Origin of the sequence: Desulfovibrio sp. JC010 (assembly GCF_010470675.1) — a bacterium.
In the GTDB taxonomy this organism is placed as follows: Bacteria; Desulfobacterota; Desulfovibrionia; order Desulfovibrionales; family Desulfovibrionaceae; genus Maridesulfovibrio.
In genome coordinates this window covers 121099-138920 of the sequence record NZ_VOIQ01000001.1, presented here as the reverse complement: position 1 = coordinate 138920, position 17822 = coordinate 121099, and the positions used below count along the sequence as shown (strand labels likewise).

At 51.1% G+C, this 17822-nt stretch carries 18 protein-coding genes; 16 read left to right on the top strand and 2 right to left on the bottom strand.

Annotated elements, in window-relative coordinates; genetic code table 11:
• The 12 genes from FMR86_RS00675 to fliW all read left to right on the top strand — a co-directional run bounded on the left by FMR86_RS00675 (nt 1) and on the right by fliW (nt 11124).
• Nucleotides 1-273, top strand: a complete 273-nt coding sequence (locus tag FMR86_RS00675) for a hypothetical protein (protein ID WP_163349145.1) — start codon at nt 1-3, stop codon at nt 271-273.
• A 144-nt stretch (nt 274-417) separates the two neighbouring features.
• A complete protein-coding gene (gene flgF / locus FMR86_RS00670) occupies nt 418-1182 on the top strand; it encodes a flagellar basal-body rod protein FlgF (RefSeq protein ID WP_163349144.1) in 765 nt (254 codons plus the stop codon).
• Between the two features lie 24 nt (nt 1183-1206).
• On the top strand, nt 1207-1989 hold the full coding sequence (gene flgG, locus FMR86_RS00665) for a flagellar basal-body rod protein FlgG (RefSeq protein WP_163349143.1): 783 nt from the start codon (nt 1207-1209) through the stop codon (nt 1987-1989).
• A 113-nt stretch (nt 1990-2102) separates the two neighbouring features.
• Complete coding sequence (flgA, locus tag FMR86_RS00660) at nt 2103-3107, top strand: flagellar basal body P-ring formation chaperone FlgA (RefSeq protein WP_163349142.1); 1005 nt, start codon at nt 2103-2105, stop codon at nt 3105-3107.
• A gap of 21 nt (nt 3108-3128) precedes the next feature.
• Nucleotides 3129-3827: a flagellar basal body L-ring protein FlgH gene (locus tag FMR86_RS00655; RefSeq protein ID WP_163349141.1), complete on the top strand. Its 699-nt coding sequence runs from the start codon at nt 3129-3131 to the stop codon at nt 3825-3827.
• Between the two features lie 149 nt (nt 3828-3976).
• Nucleotides 3977-5110, top strand: a complete 1134-nt coding sequence (locus FMR86_RS00650) for a flagellar basal body P-ring protein FlgI (RefSeq protein WP_203544740.1) — start codon at nt 3977-3979, stop codon at nt 5108-5110.
• A 237-nt stretch (nt 5111-5347) separates the two neighbouring features.
• Nucleotides 5348-6070: a rod-binding protein gene (locus tag FMR86_RS00645; RefSeq protein WP_163349140.1), complete on the top strand. Its 723-nt coding sequence runs from the start codon at nt 5348-5350 to the stop codon at nt 6068-6070.
• A gap of 78 nt (nt 6071-6148) precedes the next feature.
• Complete coding sequence (gene flgN / locus FMR86_RS00640; RefSeq protein ID WP_163349139.1) at nt 6149-6628, top strand: flagellar export chaperone FlgN; 480 nt, start codon at nt 6149-6151, stop codon at nt 6626-6628.
• Entirely contained in the window at nt 6628-8715 is a 2088-nt protein-coding gene (flgK, locus tag FMR86_RS00635) for a flagellar hook-associated protein FlgK (RefSeq protein WP_163349138.1), read from the top strand. Before flgN ends, flgK begins: the two co-directional genes overlap by 1 nt.
• A 33-nt stretch (nt 8716-8748) precedes the next feature.
• Nucleotides 8749-10320, top strand: coding sequence for a flagellar hook-associated protein FlgL (gene flgL, locus FMR86_RS00630; RefSeq protein WP_163349137.1), 1572 nt, complete (start codon nt 8749-8751; stop codon nt 10318-10320).
• Nucleotides 10321-10465: 145 nt separating this feature from the next.
• On the top strand, nt 10466-10705 hold the full coding sequence (gene csrA, locus FMR86_RS00625; RefSeq protein WP_015850902.1) for a carbon storage regulator CsrA: 240 nt from the start codon (nt 10466-10468) through the stop codon (nt 10703-10705).
• Nucleotides 10681-11124 carry a flagellar assembly protein FliW gene (fliW, locus tag FMR86_RS00620; protein WP_163349136.1) on the top strand — a complete coding sequence of 148 codons (444 nt, stop codon included), beginning with the start codon at nt 10681-10683 and terminating at the stop codon, nt 11122-11124. The genes csrA and fliW overlap by 25 nt, the downstream gene beginning before the upstream one ends.
• A 112-nt stretch (nt 11125-11236) precedes the next feature.
• Here fliW and flgM read toward each other — a convergent pair whose 3' ends face one another.
• Both flgM and FMR86_RS00610 read right to left on the bottom strand, forming a co-directional pair.
• Complete coding sequence (gene flgM, locus FMR86_RS00615) at nt 11237-11536, bottom strand: flagellar biosynthesis anti-sigma factor FlgM (RefSeq protein ID WP_163349135.1); 300 nt, start codon at nt 11534-11536, stop codon at nt 11237-11239.
• Nucleotides 11537-11594: 58 nt separating this feature from the next.
• The gene (locus FMR86_RS00610) at nt 11595-12011 is read right to left on the bottom strand and encodes a DVU0524 family FlgM-associated protein (RefSeq protein WP_163349134.1); all 417 of its coding nucleotides are present in this window, start codon (nt 12009-12011) and stop codon (nt 11595-11597) included.
• Nucleotides 12012-12246: 235 nt separating this feature from the next.
• On the opposite strand from FMR86_RS00610, the gene FMR86_RS00605 reads away from it, so the two are divergent.
• The 4 genes from FMR86_RS00605 (at nt 12247) to gatB (ending at nt 17721) form a co-directional block, all read left to right on the top strand.
• Nucleotides 12247-13098, top strand: a complete 852-nt coding sequence (locus FMR86_RS00605; protein WP_163349133.1) for an NAD(+)/NADH kinase — start codon at nt 12247-12249, stop codon at nt 13096-13098.
• Between the two features lie 7 nt (nt 13099-13105).
• On the top strand, nt 13106-14851 hold the full coding sequence (locus FMR86_RS00600) for an ARMT1-like domain-containing protein (protein WP_163349132.1): 1746 nt from the start codon (nt 13106-13108) through the stop codon (nt 14849-14851).
• A gap of 8 nt (nt 14852-14859) precedes the next feature.
• On the top strand, nt 14860-16140 hold the full coding sequence (locus FMR86_RS00595) for an MltA domain-containing protein (RefSeq protein WP_163349131.1): 1281 nt from the start codon (nt 14860-14862) through the stop codon (nt 16138-16140).
• A 135-nt stretch (nt 16141-16275) separates the two neighbouring features.
• Nucleotides 16276-17721 (top strand): Asp-tRNA(Asn)/Glu-tRNA(Gln) amidotransferase subunit GatB, encoded by a 1446-nt coding sequence (gatB, locus tag FMR86_RS00590; RefSeq protein ID WP_163349130.1) that lies wholly within the window; start codon nt 16276-16278, stop codon nt 17719-17721.
• Nucleotides 17722-17822: the final 101 nt, after the last annotated feature.

Sequence of the window (17822 nt, the reverse complement as noted above, 5' to 3'; positions counted from 1 at the left end):
ATGCCGGTACTTACTGATAATATAGTCGCAGGTCCCGCTGGTCATGTCACCGCAGGTCCTGCAGGTCATGTTACCGCAGGTCCGGCCGGGGCTACCGTTCCCGGTCCGGCAGGGCATGTGGACACACTGCCGGCTACGCAGGGTGTGCGCAGCGTTGATGCCACTGTTGCTTTTGAGGTCTCCGACGCCACCATGGGTTTTATGACTCCTGACGCAACACAGGGAGTAGTTCCCGAAATGCGGGTGGGGGGGATTGTTTACTGTTCCGCCTGATAATCATCTGCCAGAATTGAATATATCCCGGCCAAGTATTTGCTTGGTCGGGATTTTTTTATGCTGTTGTCTTTTTGGCCTGTACTTTGCAAGTAACGACTCAACAACTGATGCGAAGTAAATCCTCTTTCAGGAGAAAAAGACATGCGATCCAGTATTTTCAGTGCCCTCTTCGGGGCCATGTCCAACGAACACCGGATTGATATCAGCGCCAATAATTTGGCGAACGTCAATACTACCGGCTACAAACGTGACAACTGCGCGTTTCAGGACACGTTTGTAAGATTCGCCCACGACTATGTGGCCGATGCCAAACCCTATCTCAGGGACAAGGATCTGCTCCCCGAAGCAAAAATCATGGCCCGTCCCAGACTTTCCGAAGAAGTTATCGACATGTCGCAGGGGTCTTTCCAGAAAACCGGAAACCCTCTTGATCTTGCTATCCGCGGTGACGGATTTTTCAAAGTCCAGAAGGACGGCGGACAGTACCTCACCAGAAACGGTGTGTTCACACTTTCTCCTGAAGGGACCCTTATTACCGAACAGGGCTATCCGGTCATGGCCAATGGCGGAGAGGTGAACCTTCCGCCCCGATCCACCGTAACCGTTGACGGCGAAGGCGTCATTTACGCCGACGGTCAGGAAGTGGGCCGGCTGGATTTTGTGCAGCCCGCAGATACCCGGGCCCTCAAAAAAGACGGTGAGAACCTTTTCATCAATGAAGGCGGGGAAATTCCCGCAGAAGGCGAAATCGCGCAGGGCTACATTGAAAAGTCCAACGTGCAGGTCGTCAATGAAATGGTTTCCATGATCGAATGTCAGCGCACTTTTGAAATGTACCAGAAAATGATTACCACCACCGACACGCTTGACCAGAAGGTCATTGAGAAGGTCGGTCGTACTATGTAATTTATAACTCAGGGGGATATAATTATGATGCGTTCACTCTGGACCGCGGCCACAGGGATGGTTGCCCAGCAGACTCACATCGATGTTCTTTCCAACAACCTTGCCAACGTGAACACTCAGGGGTTCAAAAAAAGCAGGGTCGAATTTGAAGACCTCATGTACCAGACCATGAGAATTGCCGGTTCTGAAACCGAAGGCGGCAACAGGCTGCCCACAGGTATGCAGATCGGTATGGGTGTAAAAGAGGTCAGCATTCACAAATTCTTTAGTCAGGGATCTTTTGAAAGCACCGGGAACCCGCTGGATGTCGCTATCGAAGGTAACGGGTTCTTTCTCATAGACCGTAACGGTGAAGACGCCTACACCCGTGCCGGGGCTTTCAAGCTCGACAGTGACGGGCGTCTGGTAACCTCTAACGGCTATCCCTTGCAGCCTGAATTCACTGTTCCTGCGGAAGCGGTGAACGTGGTTGTCTCTGAAGACGGACACATTGCAGCCCTTGACAAGAATGGAACCGAGCTTTCCAGTGCGGACATTACCATTTACGACTTCATCAACGAAGCCGGTCTGAACGCAGTTGGTAAGAACCTCTACGTTGAAACCGAAGCTTCCGGTGCAGCCATTCAGGGTACACCGGGTGAAGATAACTTCGGTACCCTTGCACAGGGTTACCTTGAAGGCTCCAACGTCGAACTGGTTGACGAAATGGTCGGACTCATCGTCGGGCAGAGGGCTTACGAGACCAACTCCAAAGCCATCACCACTTCCGACTCCATGCTCCAGACCGCTATTAACGTTAAGAGATAATTGATGCGCTGACGCGCTTTTGACAAGTGATTTCGCCTCCGGCGGGCAAAGGGGCTAAGCTCCTCTGCACTCCCTAGTTGGGGAGTAGTCTTAAGCAGTAAGGACGGTTTATCATGACTAAGGCAGATTTTATTTATACGATTCGTAGAGTGGCTTTGCTGCTTCTGGTTGCTGCGGGAATGGCTGCTTTCGTGGCTGCTCCGGCTTCGGCTTCCAAGCAGAACACCGACTGGCGGATCAAGATCAAGTCTGCCGCCGTGGTCAACGGTCCAAGGGTTACTCTGGGTGATATTGCCGAGTTTTACGGCGATCTTCCGGAGCAGACCAGAGCGGATCTTTCCGCGGTTGAGCTCTGGAATGCCCCGTCCCGCAGCCGCAAGCCCGTTCGGGTGAACCGCAATAAACTGCGGGTCATCCTGCAGCACTATCTCGGCGAAATGGTTCGCAACTGCATTATCCCGTCTACTCTGACCATGCAGACCGGCGGCAAAGTAATGTCGCAGGAAGAGCTGCAAAGAGCGGTTGTCAAAGTATTGACCCCTCAGGCAGAAGCCATGGGCGGAGATTACAAGTTCAGAGATTACAAGCTGCCTGCCCATCTGTTTTTTAAAGATTCCATGGACAGTTTGAGGGTCCAGATCCCCCGGGCCCTCAGACCGGGTAGCAACAGTATTAAAATGAAAGTTGTCAGTGTGGACGGACGGGTGCTGCGGCAGATTGCCGGGTCGGTATTTGTTGATCTCTGGAAGCCTGTGCCCTGTCCGGTGCGGCCCATTAACCGCAAAGAGCTGGTAACCCCTGATTTAATCACCTGGAAGAGTAAAAATATGGCCCATCTGGGCAACCGTGTCTGGGACGGAAAGGGCGGTCCGTGGCGGGTTAAGGTTCCCGTGGGAACGGGACAGCCGATCATGCGTTCATCCATTGAACCTGCCCCGGTTATCGCAAGGGGTGAGAAGGTTACCCTCGTATTTAGAAGCAGAAGCTTGAAGCTGACCGTCCCGGTGGAAGCCCTTGAAGACGGCGGAGTCGGGCAGACTATTACGGTCCGTAATTTGCAAAGTAAGCGTAAAGTGGTTGCGACAGTCGTCAATGCCCAGACAGTTCAGGTCAAGTAAGTAAGCGGAGGAATAAATAAAATGAAAAAATCAATGCTGGCAGTACTGCTTTTATCGGCCATTTGCGCGGGGTGTTCCCCTGCCAAGCAGGCTCCGACCCCCATGCCGGTCATGACTCCGCCTGCCCAATACGAGCCGGAACCCATGAATAATCCCGGTTCCCTTTTTGCGGCTACCGATTCCGAGTATCTGTTTGATGACAACCGTGCCCGGCGCATCGGTGATATCGTTGTGGTAACTGTTTCCGAGACCAGCAAAGCCAAGCACACCTCTGACTCCAAGGCAGAGAAAACAAACGATACCAGTCTGGCGGTGACAGCATTCAGTGCCGGTATCGCCACTGCTGTTGATCCTTTTAATATGAAAGGCGGTGCCGGAGATACTCCGCTGATCGGTTCAGCAACTTCAAACAAATTTTCAAGTACCGGTGAGACCAAAAACGAGTCAACCCTCACCGCTTCAGTGGCCTGCAGGGTGGTTCGGGTTCTTCCGGGCAACGTGATGCAGGTGGAAGGTGCGCGTCAGGTGCGCATCAATGATGAAACTCAGGTGCTGGTTGTGCGCGGACTGCTTCGTCAGCGCGATATCGGCCCCAGCAACACCGTGGCATCCAGCTATCTTGCTGATGCGCATATCGAAGTCTACGGGCGCGGTATTCTTGCTGACAAGCAGAGACCCGGATGGCTTTCCAGAATTCTCGACAACGTCTGGCCTTTCTAAGGTTTGAACTGGTTTTATTAAAAGTTTATAAATACAAACGGCGAAGCCATAATAAAAGGTTTTGGGATTCTTAAACCCTTTTGCAAAAGGGTTTAAGGCCCCCGGCAGGGCGCCCCGCGAGGCTGCCAGAGGCACACATGGAGGAAAGAATGAAATTCGCTAACAGGATGAACAGAATATCAGCAGGGCTTGCGGCAGCCATGATGCCCCTGTTTATCGTACTCATGAGCGCGCAGTCCGCGGAAGCGGTCAGACTGAAGGATATTTCCTCTTTCAGCGGCGTGCGAGACAACGATCTGGTCGGCTACGGTCTGGTTGTCGGTCTCTCGGGAACGGGGGACGGAACCAACTCCGCATTCACCATCACCTCCATGATCAACATGCTGGAAAAAATGGGTGTTCAGGTTGACCGTGCTTCCATCAAGCCCAAGAACGTAGCCGCAGTTATGGTCACCGCTAAAATGCCTGTCTCCGCCAAACCCGGTGCGCCCCTTGATGTAACTGTTTCATCCATCGGTGACAGTAAGTCCCTGTTCGGCGGAGTGCTGCTCATGACTCCTTTGAAAGGTATTGACGGCAAGGTTTATGCTCTTGCGCAGGGCGCGCTCACCGTAGGCGGTTTTTCCGCAGGCGGCGAAGCGGCCACAGCCTCCAAGAACGTGGTTACCGTGGCCCGTATTCCTTCCGGTGCCACCATTGAACGTTCTGTTCCTTTTGATTTCAACCGTCAGCAGAAGATTACCATCAATCTCGGTGTTTCCGATTTCGGCACCACCATGCAGGTTGTGAAGAGAATCAATAATGTTGTGGGCGGTTCTTTTGCCAATGCGGTGGATGCTTCTACCGTTGATCTGGCTATTCCCGAACATTTCCGGGGCAACATGGTTCCGCTCATGGCCGCCCTTGAAAATATTGAAATTTCACCGGACACCAAGGCCAAGGTCGTGGTTGACGAAAAGACCGGAACAGTGGTTCTGGGACGCAACGTACGCCTTACCAAGGTCGCAATCGCCCACGGCAACCTGCAGGTGGTCATTGCTGAAGGTGCCGACGTAAGCCAGCCCGGACCGTTCGCCCCCGAAGGTGCTGAGACAGTGGCCACCCCGGAAACCGATCTTCAGGTTGAAGAAGACAACAACAGGCTGATGCTTGTTGAGGGTGCCACCCTGCAGGAGTTGGTTGACGGACTTAATGCCATAGGTGCCACCCCGCGTGACCTCATCTCCATCCTGAGAACCATGAAGGTTGCAGGGGCACTGCATGCGGAGCTGGAAGTGATCTAGTCAGAATCAAATCCGAATAATATGGAAAAGCCCGGCACTCATCTGCCGGGCTTTTTTGCGTTTGCGGAGGGTGGTCAAAAATCGGTCAGAGTCTTGAGTTGATGTGATTGTGCTGAATTACTTAATGCTTGTAAATAAAGGTCTGCTAAGCTTCGGTACACTAATTGCTTTGAACGGTTAGACAATGGTCCCGACTGAATTGATGCCGGGACCGTTCACTAACTGGAGGAAACAAAAATGATCGATAACGCAATGAGTGCAGCCAACGCACAGGCTAATGCCGAAAGCAGGGAATTGCAGGGGTTCAAACGTAAACTTACCTCTCTTAACGACCGTCTTTCCGGCGGGAATGAGCAGGAAAAAGCCTTGCGTGATGCCTGCAAGAAGTTTGAAGCGGTCTTCATGGGCAAGATCTGGCAGCAGATGCGTAAGAACGTGCCTGATGGCGGCTATCTGTCCAACAAGTATGAAAAGCAGTACACGGCCATGTTTGATAAGGATTTTTCCGAAAAGCTGGCCGAGGGCGGCGGTATCGGGTTGGGAGACATGCTTTATGACCAGCTGCGCTCCAAGCTGGATAAAGCCAGCAAGTCCACCCTGCCGGGTACCGGTAATTCCACTGCGCTCAAGACTCTGGATGAAGTCGGTCGTCAGGGTTCCGTGCACGGTGCCCATCTGACTGCCGTCAATAACAAATCTTCCAACGGACTGCCGGGAATCCCTCTGCCCAAACCGGGAATTTCTCTTGAAGATGAGGATTTCTCTTTTGAGCAGCGTGTTGAGCGGCAGGTGAGTCGCAATGCTGCCGCAGAATCCAAGGAGCAGGTTCCCCTGAGCAGGACCGAGGCCATGGCTAAAATTGAAGAGCTTGCACGCAGCATTGAGCAGAAGCATGACACAAAAGTTTATGTACAGGGGGTAACTGCTGAAGAAATTGGCAGGAAACTTGCTGGTATATAAATAAGATTTTGTTAAGAAATATTAGAAAAATATAAAAAAGCATTAAAAACAAGCTGTTAGGTAGGGAGGAGAGGAAAGATGATCAAGCTCATAAAGGCAAATCTTGACAGGCAGTCAAAGGCGGTCTTGTTGCTTTCTATGCTTCTTCAGGAAGAATTTTCCCTGCTTATGAATAAAGATCCGCAGGGAGTTACCGGAGTAGAACTGGTAATTCAGGAGCTTATGCGCCAGATTTCAGCAGAGCGTATGTCTCTGAAGTCCTTCATTCAAAAAATTGACCCTGCGGCCCAGAGGTTGGGACAGGTACTTCCCGCCATCGAGGACGGACAGCGCAAGGATATTGAAAAGCTGCTGGGAAGGATTGATGAGCATGAGCAGAAATGCGGTGTGCAGGCCACCAAGAACCATCAGCTGGCTCAGGCCCTGCTGGAGCAGTCTTCTTCCATGCTGGATTTTCTGCACAAGGAAATTACACCCAAGGAACAGAATGTTTATTCCGCGCGTGGACGTTACTTCAATCCCAAGCCTCAGGCTTCATTAATTAACGGGAGGCTGTAATGCCCGGTGTTAACTCTCTCCTGAATCTGGGCACAGGGGCCCTTTTTGCATCGCAGTCGGCGATTTCCGTAACCGGTGATAACATTTCGAATGTTAACACTGAAGGTTACTCCCGCCGCAATGTTCGTCTCGAAGAGCAGATGAGCATCAACTACAATCCGGGCCAGATCGGCACCGGTGTACGTGCTGCTGAAATTTATCGCAATTTCGACCAGTTCGTGGAGAACAGTTACAACGATAAAGCCACCATGCGTGAGCGCTGGGATAACCTGTACAATTCTTTGACCAGTGTTGAATCCCTTTTTAACGAATCAAAAGGCTATGGGCTCAACTCCAGCCTGACCAAATTTTTCAATGACTGGCAGGATCTCAGCCAGCGTCCTAACGACGCTGCTTCCCGTCAGCAGTTGCTCAGCGATACCACCAACCTTGTCAACTCTCTGCACTCCATGGAAAACGACCTGACCCGCTATCAGCAGCAGGTTGAAGATTACATCAAGCAGGATGTGACCAAGGCCAACGATATCATGGCCCGTATCGCGGAGATCAATCAGCAGATCAACACCCAGCAGGTTGACGGCCAGAACAATCCCAACGCCCTTTATGATGAACGGTCCACCCTGATCCGGGAAATTTCCGAGATCATGGATACCAAGTTTATTGACAACGGTAAGGGCAACATCACCCTGCTTACCGGTGCCGGACAGACTCTGGTGGACGGCGATAAGCATTTCAGCATTTCCTATGACGGCCCGCAGAGCACGAATAATCTGGACCCGTCTTCAACTTTCGACGGCAAGGCCTACTTCGACGGTTCCAGCGAGTTTGAATACACTCTGGAATGTACCTCTGGCGGGGATACAAGCGGTGGTGCCACTGCAGCCAAATACAGGGTTTCCCTCGACGGCGGAACCACCTGGCTGAAGAATGATGACGGGACCATCAAGGAATTTTCCGCCAGTGGTGATGGCGGGCCTATTCAGGTTGGTGACCTGAAAATCTGGTTCGGTACTCCGACTGATTCCACTGCAACTCCCGCTAACCCCATTTCAGTTGGTGATAAGTTTTCCATCGTACCAAAGAGTGCTTTGTACTGGGTTGAGAACACCTCCACCAAGGAGAACATCACCCCGCAGATCAACTTTGCCGGGCAGGATGACACCAGAAGGCTTACCGGCGGTTCGCTTGCGGGGCTTTTCAACTTTCGCGACAACGCTGTGGGCAGATACAAAGAGCGCATGGACGCCCTGACCAAGGAAGTAATCTGGCAGACCAACCGTATCCATTCTCAGGGAGCGGGGATCAAGGCCCATAACTCCATGGAAGGGACTTACGCGGTAGCAGCCGATACCGTAGCACTGGGAAGCGGTTCTTCCGGGTTGCCTTTTGCGGACAGACTTCAGTCTGGAAATTGCATGTTTTACATTTACGATTCTACTACCGGTGCTCTTGATTCTACCAATACCATCAGCTTTGATCCGGCCACTGATACATTGGAAGATGTCCGGGATGCCATCGATGCACTGACCGGGGTTTCCGCTACAATTGAAAATCACAAGTTACAGATCACGACTGATGGCAACCATGAATTCCAGCTGGGTACCGATACTTCCGGGGTGTATGCAGCTCTCGGACTGAATACCTATTTTGAAGGTTCAAATGCCTCGGATATAGGGGTGAATAATTCCGTCAACGGGGATATTGATTTTATCAATGCAGGACACGTCAATGGTGCAGGGGAATACAATGAAGGTGACAATACCAATGCCCTGAAAATGAAAGAAATGGGTATGACCGATTTGGAAATAACCACTTCATTTGACGGAACAACCAAGCAGACTTTGATTGAATATTATGACGGTACTGTTGCAGTTGTCGGTGCTGATACCGGAACCGCCAAGTTCAACAAAAATTTCCAGACGACACTTGCATCCGATCTTAATGACAAGCAGCAGGCTGTGTCGGGTGTGAATATTGATGAAGAAATGAGTAACCTGATCAAGTACCAGCACTCATATACTGCTGCGGCAAAGCTGATCACAACCGCCGACCAGATGCTTCAGACCCTGCTGGGAATGAAGAACTAAGGTGAGCTGTAAGAAGGCAGAGGGAGAAGGGCTATGAGAGTATCACAGCAAATGCTTTTTAACACATACGTGTCCAATATGAATACGTCTCTTACCGATCTGGTGGAGACCAATATTCAGGCGCAGACTCAGAAGAAGGTGAACAAGCCTTCCGATGATCCTGTTGGCATGGCCCGTATTCTGGATCACCGTGAAACTCTCGCCACTGTGCAGCAGTACCGGGATAACATTGATACAGCCAAGGGCTGGCTCTCGCTTTCCGACACCACCCTGACTCAGGTTTCCACCATCCTGACCCGTGCCAAGGAACTGGCCGAGCAGGGGGCGTCCGGAACTTTGAGTGCTGACAACAGGGAGCAGATCAGTTATGAAGCCCGCCAGCTTTTCGAACAGATGGTCTCCCTTGCCAATACAGAATACGAAGGCAAGAGCATCTACGCCGGTCACAAGGTGGAAGATAACGCCTTTGTTGAAAAGCTTTGGATGACCACCAACGATTCCAATGTCTCTTCTCGTGATTTTACCATTGCCGGCAGTTCAGAAAAAACTATCTTGGTACAGTTTCTCGATACCGATGACATTGGGGATGCTGATCCTATCCAGTACCGCTACTCCAAGGACGGCGGGAATACCTTCACTACCAAGACCCTTGCTGCCAGTGCTACCACACTGGATTTGGACGGGGTGACTCTGGATTTTGATCTCGGTACTCCTGCGGTCAATATTCCTGTGGTCGGCAATGACCCCAACAATACCAACGACACTTCCGGTACATGGCTGTGGGTAAGGCCCACTGCCGAATATGTCGGAGATGATGCGGACGAGATCAATGTTGTCCGCATGAGTGGTGCTTTCCCCACAGCTGATGTTTCTGCCGCCGGTGCCTTTACCGAGGATGTGGTGGTCAGGATTGATGCCACTACCGGTGACGTGGATGATGAAATCACTTATTCCTACAGTTCTGACGGTGGAGTGACCTGGAATGAAGGTAATGTGAAGCCAGCAGGTGCTGCAGGTTCCTCCGCAGTGCTCGCCCTTCCCGATGGAACCTTTACGCTGGATGATAACGGCGGTGTGCTGGCTGTCGGCGACCAGTTTCTGATTCATCCCGATACTGCGGCCATTGATGTTCAGATTCAGGAAAATGAATTTGTACGTATAAATGATATAGGTAAGGATCTTTTCGGCGGTGTTTACCAGAGGCCCGGTGATAGCGCGGCCAGTGTAGTTTTTAACGGTAATAGTATGCTCATGGACGGCAGTAGCGGCGTTACCCAGAACATGTTTGAAACCATGGGTAATCTCGTGGCTTTTCTGGAGACCAACAATCAGACTGGTGTCCAGCAGTGTCTTGATGATCTGAATGCTTCGCAGAAGCACGTGCTGACCAAGGCTGCCGATGTGGGCGGCAGGGAAAACAGGCTTGCTGTGGCGGACAGGGTTCTTTCCAGTCTTGAACTGAACGAGAAGGACCGTATCTCGCATATTGAAGACGTGGATGTCGGAGAACTCATGACCAAGCTCTCCCAGCAGCAGATCGTTTACGAGGCCGTGCTGAAGAGTTCATCCATGATCATGAAGATGAATCTGCTTAATTATGTATAATTTTATTAAATGTAGATAGTTGTGCTTGCCCGTATGGGCTTTCTTGAGCTAAGACAATCTCAGTGCTGAAAATTCGCTCCACAGTGGGGTGTGTTTTTAAACAAAGCAGAAACGATCCAAAAGGATTATTTACACACATATTGATATGCTTATTTTGACCCGGAGACCGGGGGAAGCCCTATACCTGGATGACAACATAAAGATCACGGTATTAAGTGTGCAAGGCCGCCAAGTTAAGCTGGGCCTTGAAATACCGGCTGAGACTACTGTCTACAGGGAAGAGGTTTACCTCAAGATTAAAGAACAGAACCGTTTGGCGCTTGAAAACACAGAGCAGGACCTTCTTGCTGCGACCGAGTTATGGCAAAAGAAAGAAAAAAAATAATCAGGACCCGTATCGGGGAAAGAGAGATTACCGAAGAAGGTATCATCTACTTCTCCCGTGGTTTGATCGGCTTTGACGATAAAAGGGAATTCGCTTTGATTCAACTTAGCGATGCTTCTCCGTTTCTCCTGCTGCAGAGTGTCGAAGACCCAGGTCTCGGTCTGCTGGTGGCTGATCCGTACAGCTTTATGGATGACTACGAAGTCCGTCTTAGTGAAGCTGAGAAGAGAATTCTGAGGGTGGAAAATGTCCGCCAGATGGCTGTGCTGGTTACGGTGACAATTCCCCCGGGAAGACCGAATGAGACCACCCTGAACCTTGGTGGTCCCATCATCATCAACTCCGAGGCAAGGCGCGGTATGCAGGTGCCGCAGGTAGACTCCAAATATCCGACACACTTCCGCCCGGCCAACGATTAATCTTCCTTGTGGAAGCGTTGCCGGGTCAGCAGTGCGGGAAAACTCCCATATATTTCAGCTTGGCAGGCGGTGGAATCCTTAACCGGGTTTCACCGTTTTTTTTACGTTATGTTCAGCGTAAAAAATCAACTTCATCGCGTACAAGATTCATAGCCGTCTTACGAATATCCGGCTTGTAAGTACCTGAACGCACCTGTTCCCTAAGCTCTCTTACCTTTTGTTCTCTGGTGTCCGGGCTCTCGGTGGCGGTCTGCCGTGCGGTTCCGAGAAGCTTTGCCTGGGACGAAACATTTACAGAGTCCCGGCTGGGGGCTGAAGTGTTCTGCTGGCTCTGGGCCTTGTCGGCAGCGTCCTTCACCCGGTTTTCAGAGTAGGCCTTGAGAGGGGTCTGGCTATACTGGTTAATCTTCATAATCCCCTCCGGGGTTACCAATTTACAATAATCTGAGGTTTATATGGATCAGCACGCATCAGAGCATGGTCCGGTCTACCTTGTCCAGTGTGATTTCCCAAAGACGGTTCATGACCTGCGCTTTTTCGTCGCGCGGCAGGTCAAAAACACCTTCCGGGGTTTCTTTTAGAACTTGCACATCGCTGCCGTCGAGAGGGTACTCGAAAACAAAGCGGTCACCGAAATCAAGTTCCAGCTGTTCTAATATATCGGACACTACCGGATTTTCATTACCCGAGACGATGAGATTTTCGATAATTTCCCGGGAAACTTTTTCCACAAGCTCGCGACGCCTTGCCTGCCGTGAAATAGTGACCGTGTCAGGAGACTCGGACCTTTTCAGGGCACGCCTGAATCGGGCCAGTCGCTTGGCACTGGTCAGCTGCTTTCCGTAAGTCTGCAGCATATTTCGTATTTCAGCAGGGTTGTGAGCCACGGTACATAATCCTCCTCATACCCTGTATCGGCAGCTTTCAATATATTCTTTAGGATAAAAAGAGAAGAAGATGAGAAAATATTTTATATTTTTTACAGATGTTTACGGCTGGCTGGAAAAATAAGCTTAAAATTTGTCCCAAAAAAAGTATAGTGGCGTCAGATTATTTTTTATTCTTTTTTTTAAGGCAGCAAACAGTTGAATCTTGGGCTTCTTTCTAATAGGAGAGTTATCTATGTCAGATAGTCAAGGTTCTGTTTTAATTGTTACCAAGTCCGGCGGGGGAACCGCAGCAGATCTGGGCGGCGATATCGCACGCTGGCTCAGCCTGCGTGGTGTGGATTCGGATATTGTGGAGCACCCCTGTCCCCCGGCACGCATAAATGTAGCCGCCTACCGGGAAAACACCATGCTGGTGCTTGTTCTCGGCGGGGACGGAACATTTATCAGTGTTGCCGGAAACGTCATTGACTGGAAAGTTCCGGTGCTGGGTATCAACCATGGCCGGGTGGGCTTTCTGGCAGAAGTTCTTCCTGAGGACTGGGAAACCGCGCTGGAGAATTTTTTCAGCAATGAACTTGATATTTCCCCCAGAACCGCTTTCGATTACGAAGTGCAGCGCGGAAACGGCATTGTTGCCCGAGGTGTTGCCATTAACGATCTGGTTATTTCCCGTGGTGCCGTGGCCAGAATTATTTCCCTTGATATCGGCCAGAAAGGCCAGTGGATAAAAAATCTGCGCGCGGACGGGCTGATTGTTTCCACCCCGACCGGATCCACGGCCTATAATGTTTCTGCCGGAGGTCCGCTGGTGCATCCCGAGCTCGCAGCAATGTGTTTGACCCCGGTCTGTCCCTTTCTTAATGGTATCCGGCCCATGGTCCTGCCTGTGGACACTCCGCTGACCATCGACGTCGGCGAGGCTTCAGGGGATGTGTATCTCACCGAAGACGGGCGGGTTCCCTATCCTTTGAGTGAAGGCTACCGCGTTGTTATTTCCCGTCATAAAAATGATCTTATGCTGGCCCGCATCCGCAGCAATACTTTTTTTGAAAAATTAAGAAGCAAGGGCTTCCTTACGGAGTAGCACACCAGTGAGCAACCTGCCTGATTTTACATCCATTAAAGATCTCAAGTACGGTGAAGACCCGGTTTTTGACGCCTGGCTTCTTCATTTCATGACAGCCAATCATCTGGAATCCATTATCGATCCGGTCAAGAATGCATCGCCTGAGCAGTTGCGGTTTATGGTTGCGCTGGATGAGAATCAGGTTTTCGCGCCTTGTTCGGATTGGCAGTTCAACAGGCTGGTTACTCCGGGACTGGAGCAGGACCTGCTGGATGTTTATGTTTTTGTCTGGCGGGCTTTGGTCAAGCTGGTCAAGAACCACGTTTCCGACCGCTACCAGCGCAGGCTGATTCTTAATCTCTGCCGCCACAAATTCAAGCAGGCCCTTGATTCTTCCATCATGATTCCTTTGCGTCTGCTTAAGAACATGATCACCATATTTCTTTCCCGCAGCGGTCTGGATGACCCCTATCGCAATCGCAAGGAACTTCTTTTCAGCAGGGGCAAGGCTTACGTGGAAAGTGATTTCTTCAAGCAGGCCATGGAGTCCTGCCCTTATCCGGTGCCGGATTGTGAAAATCTTGCGGACATGCGTTTTGAATTGGATATGATTGAGCTGGAGCGCATCTTTCGCCTTTCCAGTCTGCCCGATCAGTGGAGTCAGGCCCTGTTCAGCGAGGATTACAAGCTTTATTCAAAGATGTATGGACGCGATGAGGTTGATTTCAGGGCCGTACGCGATGTTTTTCATGGCAATGGCGGTGGGTTGAAAATCCTGTTCATCCCGGATGAAACCGGGGGGCTGATGGCCGATCTTTTGATGATCAAATCCCTGCTGCGGCAGGGACACAGTGTTGTCCTCGCCTTGAAGGAAGGTTTCTGGTTTGATTCACCGACCTTCTGGGACCGGGAAAATAACCATCTGCTGGCCGAGGCCCTCAAGGACGCGCTGTTTATTTCTGAAGAACGTATTTCCAAAAATGATCTGCTTGCCAACCTGCGGGAGAATCCTTTTGTCGTAATTTCCGACGGTACAAGGGAGCGGTTGAACCTGATCCGCTGCAGTGTGACTTTTGCCCGGGCCTGGAAAGAGTCGGACCTTATTCTGGCTAAGGGCTGGGGCAATCGGCGCAGGCTTATCGGCAACAGCAACCTGTTCACCCGCGACATCATCAGTTTTTACCGTAACCTTGAAGGTGAGTTTAAACTTGAATTCAAACCCAAGTCGCCCAAGGTCAGCAAGTTCACCGAAGCGGGGATTTCCGCCAAGGCCAATGAAATCATCGCCGAGATGCAGCAGGCCCGCAGTGAACGCAAGGCGGTCATGTTTTACAGTGCCATCGTGGGAAGTATTCCCGGTCAGGTGGATACGGCCATCAAGGTGCTCAACACTTTTGTGGGCCATCTGCGTGACAGGCTGGCCGATACCTACATCATCAACCCGGCGGAACATTTTGAAGAAGGCATGGATGCTGACGATCTCATGTTCATGTGGGAAAAGGTACAGCGCAGCGGGTTTATTACCATCTGGCGTTTTCAGACCTATGCCGATATTGAAGCCAGTTTTGAATTAATGGGCGAAAAAGTTCCCCCGGTCTGGGCTGGTAAGGATGCTACCTACTCCACAGGTTGTACCAAGGAAATGCACATTGCCCAGGACGTGCAGCGTCGCCATCGTGAACTGCAGATTATCGGTCCCGGCCCGGATAAATTCCTCAGAAGACGCGAGTACGGAGTAGGGCGTTTCAGCGACGTGGTCATTGAGCCTTAAAAAAAATAATGAAAAAAAATATTTCCACCATCAGATTACTGGCGGTTATCTGCCTGTTTTCAATCCTGCTTTGCGGCTGTGCGGCCAAGGTCAGCACTGTGCCCAAGAAGCGGGTTGTTAAACAGCGCACTCAGACCAAGGTCTGGAAAAGCAAAAAGGCCAGCGGAAAGTTTATTTCCGGCCCGGTGCGCTATTCCAGATTACCGGAACAAAGTTCAACCACTGCCGCACGCCGTCTTTCCGCACAGAGTCAGAGCATGCGCACATGGCGTGATCTCGGTCTGCAGATCAGGAAATCCATTGAATACGTGCAGCGTAATCCGTCCGGCGGTCTTGCGCTCAGGCGCAAAGAACTCCGTCTCACATGGGGACAGTTGCGTAAATCACTGGAAGATCTTGAAAGACTGCTGCCGAGACTTGACCGCAATCCGGAGTTGCTTGGCAAGTATTTTGTCTGGTATGAACTCCAGTCCGGCGCGGAGATGACCGGGTATTACACCCCTGTTATCGAGGCCAGCCTGACCAAAAAAGGACCGTACAAATATCCGGTCTACAGGCTGCCGCCCGATCTACGCAAAGCGCGTCCGGGCCAGACCCATCCGTGGTCGGAGCAGCTGCGCAAGGCTTACCGGGTTGAAAACGGCAAGATACTCCCGTATCATTCCCGCCGTGATATTGATGTCAAGAAGGTTCTCGCCGGGCGGGGGCTGGAAGTGGCATGGCTTAAAGACCCGGTTGACCTGTTCTATATGCACGTACAGGGCGGGGGAGTGCTGCGTCTGCCTGACGGACGTCTGCGCACCGCAGTTTTCAGCGGCAGCAACGGACGCTCCTTCAAGGGACTGGGCAGTATCATGCTGCATAGCGGAGTTCTCAAGAAAAGCCAGCTTTCCCGTGAAAAAATAAAAGCATGGCTGCTCAAGCATCCCAAGCAGATGTGGGAGCTGATGGCCAAGAACGAAAGCTACATATTTTTCAAGGTAACCCGTGGACAGCCGCAGGCTGCCATCGGCAAATCCTTAAAATCCATGGTCAGCCTTGCCACAGACCCGAAGCTGATTCCGCTTGGTTCCATCGTCGGTTTCCGTACGGATATCTACCCGAAAAAAGGCAAGCCCTCCCGCCGGGTAAACGGCATCGGGCTGGCACAGGATACCGGGAAAGCAATCAAGGGAACGCGCCTCGATTACTATATCGGGACCGGGAACCAGTTCAAATACCCGGCGCATCATTTAAAGACGCATGTACCAGTATATTTATTGATAAGTAAGTCTGCCTTACGCAGATAGAGCAGTATTTAAAGAAAATTAAACGCCAACCCCGGCGAAGCCCTAATAAAAGTTTTTGGGATTCTTAAACCCTTTTTACAAAAAGGGTTTAAGGCCCCCGGCAGGGCCGCCGGAGGCATAAGGAGCTTATATATAATGACTATGTTTGAAACAGTAATCGGGCTTGAGGTTCACGCCCAGCTTAAGACCAAGACTAAAATTTTCTGCGGTTGTTCCACTGAATTCGGCAAAGACCCCAACGAGAACGTTTGTGAAGTCTGCTCCGGCATGCCCGGTGTGCTTCCGGTTCTCAATGAAAAGGTTATGGAATACGCCGCCAAAATGGGGCTGGCCACCAATTGCACCGTGAACCAGAAATCCATCTTCGCCCGTAAAAACTACTTCTATCCCGACCTGCCCAAGGGTTACCAGATTTCCCAGTTTGACCTGCCCATCTGTGAGCACGGCCACCTTGATATTTCATGGGAAGATGTTGACGGCGAAAAGCAGAGTAAACGTATCGGCATCACCCGTATTCATATGGAGGAAGACGCCGGGAAAAATATCCACTCCGCTGCGGAAAACGCAAGCTTTGTGGACCTGAACCGTACCGGCGTGCCGCTCATCGAGATCGTCAGTGAGCCGGACATGCGCAGTGCGGATGAAGCTGTTGCTTATCTCAAGGCCCTGCGTTCTATCCTGCTTTACCTCGGCATCTGCGACGGCAACCTTGAAGAAGGCTCTTTCCGTTGTGACGCCAACATTTCCGTGCGTCCGTTTGGGCAGAAAGAATTCGGCACCCGCGCGGAGCTGAAGAACATCAACTCCTTCCGCAACATTCACAAGGCCATCCGCTACGAAGTTGCCCGTCAGATCGACCTTATCGAAGACGGCGAAAAAGTGGTGCAGGAGACCCGCCTCTATGATGCGGACAAGGGTACCACCCACTCCATGCGCGGCAAGGAAGAAGCCCACGATTACCGCTACTATCCGGACCCGGATCTTGTCCCGCTGGTAATTGCTGACGAATGGATGGGCGAATGGCAGGCATCCCTGCCCGAACTGCCCGCTGAGCGCAAAGCCCGTTTCATTGATGATATGAGCCTTAGCGAAGACGATGCTGAACTGATCAGCTCTGAAAAAGATATTGCCGATTATTTTGAAGACGTTCTCGAAATTCAGAACGATCCCAAGAAGGTCGTCAACTGGATTAAAGGCGACTTTTTACGTGAACTTCACCAGTCTGAAATGACAGTGGCTGAGTGCAAGTTTAAACCGGAAATGATGGCTAAGCTGATCCAGCTTGTTGATAAGGATACCATCAGCATCAAGATCGGTAAGGACATTTTTGCCGATATCTTTGCTGAAGGCCTTGATCCTGAAAAGTACGTCAAGGACAAGGGACTGGTTCAGATTTCCGACAGCTCTTCACTTGAAGCCGTGGTCGACAAAGTTCTGGCCGACAACCCCGATGAAGTTGAAGCATTCAAGGGCGGCAAGAAAAAGCTGATGAGCTTCTTCATGGGCCAGATCATGCGTGAGACCAAGGGGAAAGCCAACCCCGGCATGGTCAGCAAGATGATTTCCCAGAAATTATCCTAAACTATTAGGGATTCCAAAGGAGATTATCCCCTTTGGCCGCCGGAGGCGAAATGCGATTATCTAAATCGCGCGAAGCGCTTCAAATAAATTCCTAGATTAAC